The sequence below is a fragment of the Terrabacter sp. P5_B1 genome (assembly GCF_056400505.1).
This window is the reverse complement of the sequence record NZ_JBFULD010000114.1, coordinates 1-11,473: the sequence shown is the minus strand read 5'-3', so window position 1 is coordinate 11,473 and position 11,473 is coordinate 1. Positions and strand designations below refer to the sequence as shown.

Genomic DNA, 11,473 nt, shown 5'->3' with positions numbered 1-11,473 from the left:
CGCCCCGGCGCGCCTGGCAGGAGACGGCACGAACGCCCGGTGCTCGAAGGTCGTGACCTCCTCCATCCCGTCGCCGGCCGAGCGGCGGCGCACTGCAGATCACGACACGGCATGGGCCTGGAACGACGTGTCGCATAGCCACCGCCAGCCGGCGACCGTGCCCCAGACTTGCGTCATGGGTGATCCACGAACCGAGAAGGGCGAGGGACCACGAAGCGTCTCGCCGCCGACCATCACGCCGGTGCTCGTCGCCGAGCTGTTCCCCGAGGGCGAACGGATGCCCGTCTACGTGCACGTCATCGACCATCCCCGCGCACGGGTGCTGGTCGACACCGGCATGACCCAGCTGCACCCGGCGGTCGACGACATGGATCCTCACCTGACGCCACTCAGTGAGCAGACCGACTTCGACCTGGCCGGGATCGACGTTGTCGTCAACACGCACCTGCACTTCGACCACTGCGGCGGCAACCACCTCTTCACCGGCAAGCCGGTCTACGTCCAACGCGCGGAGCTGGACGACGCGCGCAGCCTGGACGACTACACGATCCGCGATTGGGTCGAGGCGCCCGGCGTGCAGTACGTCCCGGTCGACGGCACGCTCGAGCTGCTGCCGGGCATCCGGCTCGTTCCGACGCCAGGCCACACCCGGGGCTCGCAGGTCGTGGTCGTCGAAACGGACGGTCGGCCCGTCGTCATCGCCGGCGACACGGCCGTCTTCTTCGATGAGCTCGACGATCCCCGCACCGAAGGCCAGCGGCTGATCCGCGCACTCGCTCCCGAGGAGGTCTGGCTCTCGCACCAGCACGAGCCGTGGCGCCCGTCCAGCGACCACGACGGCTGACTCCGCATCTGTCCCAGGAGGGAGACTCGGCTGTATGGACCACGGGAAGACGCTGCGTAGCCAGGTGGACGTTCGCGTTGGGCTGTGCGGGTGGACGGTCTCACAGGCTTCGTACGTGCGACGCTTCCCCGTCGTCGAGGTCCAGAACACGTTCTACGACCCGCCAACGGACGCCATGCTGACGCGCTGGCGCACCCAGGCGGCGAACGGCTTCGAGTTCACGATGAAGGCGTGGCAGATCGTCACCCATGAGTCCAACAGCCCCACCTACCGGCGCCTGAAGCAGCCGCTGCCGGAGAGCGCACACGGCCAGGTTGGAGCCTTCCGGACGACCCCCGAGGTCCTCGCGGGCTGGGAGCGGACTCTTGAGTGCGCCGCTCTCCTGCGGGCCAGCGCCGTGCTGCTCCAGTGCCCGAAGAGCTTTCGCCCGACGTCCGAGAACATCGGACGACTGCGGACCTTCCTGTCACAGGTGGAGCGTCCGGCCGGACGACTGCTGTGGGAGCCCCGCGGCGAGTGGCCCACCGAGCTGCTCAAGGAGCTCTGTGCCGAGCTGGACCTGGTGCACGTCGTGGACCCGATGCAGACCGAGACGGTGACGCCGGAGCAGACCTACTACCGGCTGCACGGCACGTCGGGTTCGCGGCATGTCCATACCGATGACGAGCTGCGCCGGCTCCGGGACCTGGTGGACGGCCGACCGTCGCCGTACGTCATGTTCAACAACCTGCCGCGCGTAGGCGACGCAGAACGATTTCTCGCCTTGCTCTCTCGCGACGGTGGGTGAGCTGAGGGCGGCATCTCGCACGTGCGAGGAGAGTCGTCCCCACTGTGAGCGACCGTCGGTGCTCACCGGGCTGTCCCGGAGTCGTCGGAGCGTCGCGGGCGTGCTCCGAGCTGGATCTGTCTCGCAAAGTCACGGGCGGCCGGCAGGTCGCTGTCCGCGTACACGAGCACGCGCACGAAGACCAGGACCGAGTCGCGCGGTGCGGAGATGTGCGTGGTCCCGGTTGGGACCTGGCCTGTCCATCGCGGCCCGGTGATGAGGTAGTCGCCCGCCTGCGTGCCCGTGGTGCGCGTGCCGACGTAGGCGAAGTTGGTGTTCGTACGGGGGTCGGTGAGCTGGACGCTGTAGTAGCGATCTGGCGCATCCGGCACGTGCAGCAGCTGAGCCCCGTTTCGCAGATCGAGCCAGCCGGCGCCCATGAGCGTGTCGCGGTTCACGCCCGTCGTTGCCAGCTTCGAACCACCGGTCGCCGCGAACGGATCAGCAAACAGCGCTTGGGGCTGCACGTAGAGCGAGTTCACGGGGATCGGGCCGTCGCCGAATCCCCTGACGAGGATCGCTCTCTTGAACACCGACAGCAGCACGCGGGGCCAGAAGTAGAGAGCAAGGCACCACGCCCCGACCGCGGCGGCGGTGAAGATGAGGAGCTGTGCGAGCTTCATGGCCGGGTCACGGGGCCTGCGCGACCGGGGGGACGGCATACCCGCCCTCGAGGACGATGCGGTCGGGCAGGTAGACCCGCAACCAGAGTGTGAACGTGCCCGTGGGCGCAGGCAGCCAGTTGGACTCATGCCCGACGGGAGCGGCTCTCTGGATGTAGACGTCGACGGAGCCATCGGTGTTGGCCGCCAGCCCCGAGCGGTCGCTCACGCTGTACCGACGAATCGCGTTGGGGACGAACCGATTCCGGGCATCGCCCATCGTGAGCGACCAGAACGCGTCGTTGGGTGGTAGGCCCCCGGCCGGGAAATGAATGACGTAGGTGCGCAGGCCAGTCAGCCGCCGGCCGGCGCCGTCGACCTGCGTTGTCCAGTACATCGCCTCCTCCGGCACGTTGACCGGGCCCGGGAACATCCACGTACACGTGGCCCGCATCAGGACGCCGTTGCCGGGGACACCGCACTCTGGCATGGTGATCCAGCCGTTGACCTTGACGGCTTTGACCCTCGACAGGACCTCGACGGTGACGACTGCCAGTCCGATACCGACCAGGACGCCCTGGATGACATCGGTACGCACAGGTCGGGCGGGGGCCGTCACGAGCCTGACGATGGCGTAGACACAAACCGCCCCGACGAGTGTTGCCAGGAGGGCGGACCGTCGCCTGCTCACCGCGGGCCCCACGACTCGCACGCTTGCACGCCTCCCACTCTGCCCCAGCGGCCGCGCCGCGTCCCGCCGCGCGGTGTCGAAGTTCGGGCTGAGGATGATGAGCGCCCGTTGGGTCCTCAGGAGCCGCCTGCTGCCTCCCTCGCTGCGGCCAGGCGTTCCACGGTGTCGGGGTGGGTGGCGAACAGCAGGTACTCGAGACGGGGCGGGTGGACATCGGCGATGTTGACGGTGGCCAGGCGCAGCTGCATCGCAGCGAAGTCGGCGGAGTTGCCGGTCAGCTGCAGCGCATGCCGGTCGGCGCGGACCTCGACCCGGCGGGAGACGAGGCTCTGGAGGGGGCCGGTGACGAGGCCGGCCAGCGTCGCCACGGCGACGACCAGGCCGATCGCCCTCGGCGAGCCCATGGAGTCCACCCCTGCTCGGCGCAACAGCCCCTCCGACTGGCCCACCAGGTAGAGGGCCACGACCGCCGCTGCGGCGCCGATCGCCCCCAGCAGCGTGCCTACTTCCGGGTCGCGGTCCTTGGCGTGGCCCAGCTCGTGCGCGACGACGCTGCGCACCTCACCGGCCGGCGTCTCGCGCAGCAGGGTGTCGTAGACGACGATGCGGCGGGTGGCGCCGATGCCGGAGACGTATGCGTTGAGCCCGGTGGTCCGCCGCGACGCGTCCGCGACCCGCACCTCTCGCACCCGTATGCCGTCCCGGGCCGCCATCGTGATCAGCTCGTCGCGCAGCGGCCCGGCCGGCATCGGTGTGAACGTGTTGAACACGGGCTCGACGAGGACCGGGAAGACGAAGGACAGCAGGACCACCAGAGCGGCGGCACCCGCTGCGGCGAACGCCCACCACCAGTCCGGCGCGAACCGGGTCGCGGCGTAGAACCCGGCGAGCACGACCGCGCCGGTCACGACGCCGACCGCGCCGCTCTTGAGCAGGTCCACCGCCCAGCTGCGCCAGCTCTGGGTGGACAGCCCGTAGTCGCGGAGCACGATGTGGCGCCACGCCGCAAACGGCAGTGATGCCAACCACAGCAGCATCAGGACGACCAGACCGCCCAGTACCGCCTCGGCCAGCCAGTGCCCGCCGAAGGGCTGGGCGACCCAGGCGACGATGCGCGCGCCCACCGGGGTGAGCCCGAGCAGCAACGCTGCCGCCAGTCCGGTCAGCAGAGAACCGTAGGAGCTCGGGCGGAGTGCGGCGTGCAGTGCCCGGCCTCTGGTGACCACGTCCGCGGGTACATCGCTCAGCGCCGCTGCGCGGGCGGCACTGCTCGGGCGTGGCACCCGCCAGGGCACCAGCGCGACCGCTGCGAGAGCCAGCCCGATGGCAAGCGCGACCAGCACTGACAGGGCCCACCCATTCGGGGTCACGGCCGCCCCTTCCCTGCACCAGACACTGCCGATGGCGGGTCAGCCGCAGCATGACAGCCGTTGCACCCACGACAACGTGCCACGCCCAGCATCCCATCCGAGCGAGCCGAAATCCTTTGAGCGCCGGCCGGCTGGGTCGCGGTCGAGCCGCGCGAGAACTAAGCCGCTTTCAGCCGCGAGCCAGAAGGATGCAGAGGACGGTGAGGCACGTCGTCAGCGCTCCCATTCCCCATCGTTCCAGCGGGTGTCGACCGGCGAGGTTTCCGGCCGTGTTCAACGCGAAGAGCACGGCGAAGCCCCAGCAGGCCAAGCCGGCCGCGGAGTGCTCGGAGGTCGTGCCAAGCACGCCACCGCGCAGGAGGAGCACCCCGCCGATCACGGGTAGGACAGCGGCGGTGACGAGGCTGGCGACCCGATGCCTGTAGGGCAGCCGGCCGTCGGGCATCGCGACCCGGCCGCCGTAGGCGGCACGTCCCCAGGGGGCTCCTGCGGCAAGCCCCACCTGGAACATGATCGAGACCAGCAGCAGTGCACTCGCGGCGATGGCCAGGTTGCTCATGGTGGCGGGAGTCATTGCGTTCCTATCGGTTGCTTCGCCGGGCTTGGGGCTCACTCGCGTCGCCGGTGCGTCGGACCTTCCGATGCCGGCGGTCACGTCCTGCTCGCGCGGTTCAGTAGCCGGCGATCGCCGCTTTGCGCTGTCGCTTGCCGAGCGGCGCCAACGCGAGATCGACGGTCTATCGGGCTGGAGTGGGTGCGCGGGGCGCATCTGCGTGGGCTTGGTCGGCGGCATCTTCGATTCGTTCCCGCAGCCAGTCCCGAATGACGGCGTTGAGCCGGAGGCCGAGCTCGATCTGCGGGGCGAACGCCTCCGGCTCTTCCGAGGCTCCGAGCTGGGCGCGGAGCTGCACCAATGCGTGGAGCTCGTCCTCGATGTGGCTCAGGTCGCGCCCGTAGGCGGTGCGCCGATCAGCAGCCGCGAGCAGTGGAGTCAGGAACAGGCGAACACCGCTCTCGTTCCGCTGGGACCGGTCGGGCTCGTCTTCCACCAACCACCGACGCAGCTCCTCGTGCCCGGCGACGGTCAGCCCATAGGTCTTGCTCCTGCGGGGCCCGCGCCCGACGACCTCGGCCAGCCCGGCGCGCTCGAGTTTGCCGAGCTCGGGATAGATCTGGCTGTGACTGGCGTGCCAGGACGTGCGCAACGAGCGGTCAAAGGTCTGAGTCAGCTCGTACCCGGTAGATGGGCGGCGGGCGAGCAGGCCGAGGATGGCGAAGCGCAGGGACACGGTGGGAGCCTAGACGCAACAGATCGATCTTGACATGTCATTTTCCACATGTCGGTTGCTCAGTCCGCCACATCACCCGTGCGGAACCCCGGGCCGCGTCTAAGATCGGTCTGAGCCGCGGATCGCAGCCATCGGCTGCACAGGACGGGCGTGAGGGTGATCTGGCGGGCAACGAGGTCTGGCCCACCACGGGACGGGTGGCACGGGGGCCTGCCCTGACGAGGAGGAAGTGGGATGTCCGAGGCAGCAGATCCCGTGGGTACGTCGAGAGCCGCACCTGGTCGTCCGCTCGCGATTGTTGCGGGTGTCGCTATGGTCTTCATCGCCCTGCAGTTCGTGCTCGCCGGTTATGGCATCTTCGAACGGCAGTACCACGAGGCGGACGACGGGTGGTTTGAGCCGCACCAAGCGGTCGGCTACCTCACGATCTTGTCGCTCATCGCCGTCCTGGTCGTATCGCTCCTCACCCGGCAGGGACGCGACATCGTCGTCCGCGCGGTCGTGCTCGTGGTCCTCGGAATCCTGCAGCCGCTGTTCGCCGGGCTCGGCGCCGACACGAACCCCTGGTTCGGCGTCCTGCACGCGGCCGTTGCCGTCGCGATCGCCGGGATCGACGGCTCGCTCATCGGGAAGGGCGCCGCCCGTGCCTCGACGCAGCCCTGACGGGGCCATCAGGGCCATCAGGGCCATCGGGTTCGTCAGGGCTCCAGCCGGGCCTGCGCGGCCACCACGCCGGCAGGGCACAGTGATCCCCGTGTAGCTGGCACCGAAACGCCTGGCCAGCCCGGCTGCTCGTGGCGCCGCACGAACACTGCGGTCTGACGCATCGGCCGTCCTCGCCCCTGGATCCAGTGGTGGAGCGGGCGGATCTGGTTGGTCGATGACCGCAAGGTGGACGATAGGGGTGTTCCCTGCAGACCAAGGAGTCGAGATGACATCGCACGGCGAGCACAAGCCAGGGTCGAGCCTCCGCAAGCTGATCCGCCTCACCACGGTGGCACTCGCGGCCGCGGCGGTCGTCAAGGAGCTGCGCACCCCCGCCGAGGAGCGCCGGTGGCACGGTTCCCTCGGTTTCGTGCCCTACGACCTTCGGATGCCAACGTTCGCCCGGTTCAAGGAGCGGATGTGGAACCCGGACAGCACGCACGTGATCAACCCGCGGGTGTTCGGTGTCGGCTGGACGGTGAACGCCGGCCGGGTGGTGGAGCTCGTCCGTGAGCGGRTCTTCGCCCGCTGAGCTCGCAGCTCACGTCCCAATGGCGTCGTTCGCCACACAGGTCAGCGTCAGCATCTGGCCGGAGATGGACACCACCCAGAGGGTCGAGGCGGACGACGTCGTAGGCGGAGAACGCCCGCCCCAGCAGGTGGTCGTCGACGTGGGCCTCTCGATCGGCAAGGCCTCTGGCGTGCGCGGYGTGATGCGTCGCTCGATCGGTCTTGATGACCCGGCTCGGCGCGAGAGTCGTTGGTCCGTTGATCGCTTTACCGCGCGCCTACCAGAGCTCGACGTAGGCTCCCTCTCATGGCTGAAGCTCCCCGCATCACGTACGTCCTTGTCGACGGGGAGAACATCGACGCCACCCTCGGCACCTCGATCCTTGGACGGCGCCCTCGCCCTGAGGAGCGCCCAAGGTGGGAACGCCTGCTGCAGTTCGCGCAGGAGCTATGGAAGCAGCCGGCCGCTGGACTCTTCTTCCTTGCCGCAAACAGCGAACTTCCCATGCCCTTTGTCCAGGCTCTGATGGCGATCGGCTACCGACCGGTCCCACTCTCCGGCGCCGCGGGCGAAAAGGTGGTCGACATCGCCATCCAGCGAACCCTGATCGAGATTCGCCAACGCCGTGCGGACGTGCTCCTGGTCAGCAATGACGGGGACTTTGTCGACCAAGTGGGTGACCTGCTGGACGGTCGGCGGGTGGGCGTCGTCGGATTTCAGGAGTTCCGCAGCAACGCGTTCCTGGAGCTGACCGCTCAAGGTCTGGCGACCTTCGACCTCGAGTACGACGTGCAGGCCTTCAGAGAATCACTACCGCGTATACGAATCATCGCCATCGAGGACTTCGACCCGGCCGACTTCCTCTGAATCCGGTGACGGCCGCGGGACGGCGAGCACGGATAGAATCATTGCTCGCCGACCATCGTCGATAGGCACGGCATGTTCGCGTTCATCGCGGCCACGGACGCAGAAAAGGCCACACCACGTCGCGGCGACGAGTTGATCGCCGCGGCTGAAGTGGTTATGGACCGCGCCTTCACCTTGGCCGCCCCACCGCTGCAGGTGTGGCCCTGGCTGGCCCAGCTGGGCAAGAGGCGCGCCGGGTGGTACCTGCCTGCCGGCCTCGAACGGTTCCTACCGGCCGCCAGGCGAGCAGCCTGGGAGATTCAAGACCGATGGCAGCACCTGCAGGTCGGCGACACCGTCCCTGACTACGGCGGCAAGAACGAAACATTCCGGCTCGCCCACATCGAACCACCGACCGCAATCGTCTACACCTCCCAGCGCGGCGCCACCAAGGTCACCTGGTCCATCACTCTGGAACCGGCTGGCGCCGGCACCCGAGTCTTCCTACGGCTGAGAATGGCCCCCGTCCGCCGTAGATGGCTGGCCGAAACAGCAGGGGAGCTCATCGACGTCCTCACCATCGCCGCCATGGCCACCGGCCTTCGGCAGCGCCTGAGCGCCCGATCCACGTGATTCGTGTCGGGCCCCCCAACGGCTAGAGGGCCTTTGGGCGCTCGACCGCGACGTCCCGCGGCGGGGGCTGCCAAGGCGGAGTGACGCGGCCTGCATCTGGTTCGGACGTGGAGGTCTTGGGTCGTCCGCCAACCTGTACTGCTCGGTCTGTATTGCTCAGTGGAGGGCGGGCCGGTAGACGAGCTCCACCGTGCGACCGTCGAATGCCTGGTTCTCGACCAGCTCCAGGTCGAAGTCGGCAGAACCCCTGAAGATCGGGTCCAGCCCCGTTTGGCCGGTGATGACGGGGAAGAGCGTCACCTGGACCCGGTCCACCAGGCCCGCCGCCATCAGCGCCCGGTTCATCGACAGGCTGCCGTGGGATCGCAGCGGCACCTCGGAAACCTCCTTGAGCTCGGCGACGACGTCGACGGCGTCGCCGCTCACGACGGTCGCGTCCGGCCAGTCGAGCGGTCCTTCCAGCGTGGTCGACACCACGGTTGCCGGGAGGCTCCGCATCCGAGTGACCCATGCGTCACGCACGTCGGACTCCTCGGTGCTCGAGGCGAGCATCTGCGCGAACGCCCGATAGGTGTTCGCCCCGAAGACCATCCGCTGCTCCCCGGCGTACAGGGCGAGGCGGTGGGCGAGCAGCTGGGGACCTTGCTTGCCCCAGTAGCCGGTCCAGTTGCCGCCGGCGGCGCCGTAGCCGTCGATGCTGGAGAAGACATCAAACGTGTAGGTGGCGGTCGCGGCGTCCTCCTCGAGTGCGGTTCATCCGTGTGGATGCACAACGACTACCGCTGCGGGCCTCCTCGCCGTCGGACTCCTCCAGGGCCTCGTCCAGGCACCGCAACTTCGCCCCCAGGACATCCTGTCCCGCATTCCACGGCGCCGCACCCCGACGCGGCGCGGGGACGACCCCGTCCACCCGCAGGCGGGCTGGTCCGCTGGGGATCTGGACGACGGGGACGATTGTCGGCGTGGGCCATTCGTCCAGAATGGCCGACTCGCCTCGACGTTGGACCGTCGTAGACAGATCACCAGACGGTGGTTACTTTGGGCAGATCGTCGAGGGGGAGCACTGCCACTTCGGACCGATCGAGAGGGATACGTCCATGTCTCGTCACCTGAATACCTGCCGCCCGTCCATCGCGATCCGGGAGACCTGACGTGTCCGGCGGCGGTCCCGAGCTGAAGAAGACGCTCAACCAGCGACAGCTGACGATGATCGCCATGGGCGGTGTGATCGGGGCCGGCCTGTTCGTCGGGTCGGGGACGGTCATCCACGCCACCGGACCGGGCGCGTTCCTCACCTACGCGTTGTGCGGGCTCCTCATCATCCTGGTGATGCGGATGCTTGCCGAGATGGCCGTGGCCAACCCTTCGACGGGCTCGTTCGCCGACTACTCCCGCAAGGCGCTCGGCGACTGGGCCGGCTTCTCCGTCGGCTGGCTGTACTGGTACTTCTGGGTCATCGTCGTGGGCTTCGAGGCCGTTGCCGGCGCCAAGGTCATCAACTTCTGGCTCCCGGGTGTGCCGACCTGGGTGCTCAGCCTCGTCCTCATGCTCCTCATGACGGGCACCAACCTCATCTCGGTGTCGTCGTTCGGCGAGTTCGAGTTCTGGTTCGCCGGGATCAAGGTCGGCGCGATCATCGTCTTCCTCGTGGTCGGCGGTCTGTTCGTGCTCGGGATCTGGCCCAACGCCAACCTCGACTTCAGCAACCTCACCGCGCACGGCGGGTTCTTCCCCAACGGCAAGCTGGCGATCACGGCGGGGGTCGTGACCGTCATCTTCTCGATGGTGGGCGCCGAGATCGCGACCATCGCCGCGGCGGAGTCCAACGACCCCGAGCGGGCCGTCTCCAAGGCTGCCAACTCGGTCATCACCCGTATCGCGATCTTCTTCGTGGGCTCGATCTTCCTGCTCTGCGTCATCCTGCCGTGGAACTCCTCCACGCTCGAGGCATCCCCGTACGTCGCGGCGTTCCAGAAGATCGGGATCCCGTATGCCGATCAGGTGATGAACGCTGTCGTGCTCACGGCCGTCCTGTCCTGCCTCAACTCGGGCCTCTACACCGCGTCCCGCATGCTCTTCGTCCTCGCCGCTCGCCGCGAGGCGCCCGCGTCGATGGTGTCGGTCAACTCGCGCGGTGTCCCGGTGGTCGCCATCCTGTCGTCGTCGGTCGTCGGCTTCCTCGCCGTGATCATGGCGGCGGTCTCGCCCGACACCGTGTTCTCCTTCCTGCTCAACTCGTCCGGCGCCGTGATCCTCTTCGTCTACCTGCTCATCGCGATCTCGCAGATCATCCTGCGCTACCGGGCCGACCCGTCGACGCTCAAGGTGAAGATGTGGTGGTTCCCGGCACTCTCGGTGATCACGACGATCGGCATCATCCTGGTTCTTGTCCAGATGGGCCTCACCGCCGACGTCCGCATCCAGCTCGTGCTCAGCCTGGTCTCGTTCGGCATCGTGCTGATTCTCTTCTTCATCAACAAGGCCCGCATCGCGCGTCTACCTGCCCGCGTCGTTCCCTCGCAGACCGGCGAGGCGCGCCGCGTCCTCGTCCTGGCGAACCAGACCCTCGAGGCCGACGAGCTGATGAGGGAGCTGCAACGCATCGACGCCATGGGCAAGGCGACGTACTACGTGTGCGTCCCGGCCAGCGCGGTGGAGACCGGCACCGCGTCGACCCATGGCGCGGTGTCCGTGCGGGATGCGACGACCGAGGCCGCGCAGGGGCGGCTGGACCGGACGCTCGAGGCGCTCACGGCGCACCAGCTCGACGCCTCCGGTGGCATCGGCGACCACCGACCGCTGCGTGCCCTGCGGACGGCGGTGAACCAGTTCGACCCCGACCAGATCGTCATCGTGACGCTTCCCGCCGCCGATTCGGTGTGGCAGCGGTTCGAGGTCGTCGACCGGGCGGCTGAGCTCGGCCTGCCGGTGACCCATGTCGAGGCCGCCTCGCTCGTCGCCCAGGTCTGATCGATGACGATCGTCGTCGCCTACACCGCACAGGACAGCGGCACGTCGGCGCTCGAGCTGGCCAGCGTGCTGTCGCGCTCCACCGGCGAGCCCCTGGTCGTCGCCGTCGTCGTCACGACCCCGCACGCGGCGGGCGTCCCGGAGTTCGTCGACGGAGACTACGTCGGTCCCCTCACGGAGTGGGGG

General features: G+C 68.4%; 12 protein-coding genes and 2 pseudogenes. 8 read left to right on the top strand and 6 right to left on the bottom strand.

The genetic code is table 11. The annotated features are described in order from the left end of the window. Positions 1-175: 175 nt before the first annotated feature. The gene (locus AC1DP0_RS10305; protein WP_478084298.1) at positions 176-844 is read left to right on the top strand and encodes an MBL fold metallo-hydrolase; all 669 of its coding nucleotides are present in this window, start codon (positions 176-178) and stop codon (positions 842-844) included. A gap of 115 nt (positions 845-959) precedes the next feature. Then, positions 960-1,631 (top strand): DUF72 domain-containing protein, encoded by a 672-nt coding sequence (locus AC1DP0_RS10300; protein ID WP_478084297.1) that lies wholly within the window; start codon positions 960-962, stop codon positions 1,629-1,631. A 62-nt stretch (positions 1,632-1,693) separates the two neighbouring features. On the opposite strand, the gene AC1DP0_RS10295 is transcribed toward AC1DP0_RS10300, so the two are convergent. The 5 genes from AC1DP0_RS10295 to AC1DP0_RS10275 form a co-directional block, all read right to left on the bottom strand. Beyond that, a complete protein-coding gene (locus AC1DP0_RS10295) occupies positions 1,694-2,293 on the bottom strand; it encodes a DUF1254 domain-containing protein (RefSeq protein ID WP_478084295.1) in 600 nt (199 codons plus the stop codon). 7 nt (positions 2,294-2,300) lie between these two features. Beyond that, positions 2,301-2,870 carry a DUF1214 domain-containing protein gene (locus AC1DP0_RS10290; protein WP_478084293.1) on the bottom strand — a complete coding sequence of 190 codons (570 nt, stop codon included), beginning with the start codon at positions 2,868-2,870 and terminating at the stop codon, positions 2,301-2,303. Between the two features lie 209 nt (positions 2,871-3,079). Next, complete coding sequence (locus AC1DP0_RS10285) at positions 3,080-4,333, bottom strand: M48 family metalloprotease (protein ID WP_478084292.1); 1,254 nt, start codon at positions 4,331-4,333, stop codon at positions 3,080-3,082. A 169-nt stretch (positions 4,334-4,502) separates the two neighbouring features. Next, positions 4,503-4,907, bottom strand: a complete 405-nt coding sequence (locus AC1DP0_RS10280) for a hypothetical protein (RefSeq protein WP_478084291.1) — start codon at positions 4,905-4,907, stop codon at positions 4,503-4,505. 163 nt (positions 4,908-5,070) lie between these two features. Next, the gene (locus AC1DP0_RS10275; RefSeq protein WP_478084289.1) at positions 5,071-5,622 is read right to left on the bottom strand and encodes a PadR family transcriptional regulator; all 552 of its coding nucleotides are present in this window, start codon (positions 5,620-5,622) and stop codon (positions 5,071-5,073) included. A 312-nt stretch (positions 5,623-5,934) separates the two neighbouring features. On the opposite strand from AC1DP0_RS10275, the gene AC1DP0_RS10270 reads away from it, so the two are divergent. The 4 genes from AC1DP0_RS10270 to AC1DP0_RS10255 all read left to right on the top strand — a co-directional run bounded on the left by AC1DP0_RS10270 (position 5,935) and on the right by AC1DP0_RS10255 (position 8,317). Beyond that, positions 5,935-6,285, top strand: a complete 351-nt coding sequence (locus AC1DP0_RS10270; protein WP_478084287.1) for a DUF6220 domain-containing protein — start codon at positions 5,935-5,937, stop codon at positions 6,283-6,285. Positions 6,286-6,553: 268 nt separating this feature from the next. Further along, positions 6,554-6,859 carry a DUF5808 domain-containing protein gene (locus AC1DP0_RS10265; RefSeq protein WP_478084285.1) on the top strand — a complete coding sequence of 102 codons (306 nt, stop codon included), beginning with the start codon at positions 6,554-6,556 and terminating at the stop codon, positions 6,857-6,859. 285 nt (positions 6,860-7,144) lie between these two features. Then, the gene (locus AC1DP0_RS10260; RefSeq protein WP_478084283.1) at positions 7,145-7,705 is read left to right on the top strand and encodes an NYN domain-containing protein; all 561 of its coding nucleotides are present in this window, start codon (positions 7,145-7,147) and stop codon (positions 7,703-7,705) included. A 72-nt stretch (positions 7,706-7,777) separates the two neighbouring features. Then, a complete protein-coding gene (locus tag AC1DP0_RS10255; RefSeq protein WP_478084281.1) occupies positions 7,778-8,317 on the top strand; it encodes an SRPBCC family protein in 540 nt (179 codons plus the stop codon). Positions 8,318-8,473: 156 nt separating this feature from the next. Here AC1DP0_RS10255 and AC1DP0_RS10250 read toward each other — a convergent pair. Next, a pseudogene (locus tag AC1DP0_RS10250) lies at positions 8,474-9,046 on the bottom strand (dihydrofolate reductase family protein); the annotation flags it as partial. A gap of 423 nt (positions 9,047-9,469) precedes the next feature. Between AC1DP0_RS10250 and AC1DP0_RS10245 the strand changes: the two are divergent. Beyond that, positions 9,470-11,287 carry an amino acid permease gene (locus AC1DP0_RS10245; protein WP_478084280.1) on the top strand — a complete coding sequence of 606 codons (1,818 nt, stop codon included), beginning with the start codon at positions 9,470-9,472 and terminating at the stop codon, positions 11,285-11,287. A 3-nt stretch (positions 11,288-11,290) separates the two neighbouring features. Further along, positions 11,291-11,473: pseudogene (locus AC1DP0_RS10240) on the top strand (hypothetical protein); the annotation flags it as partial.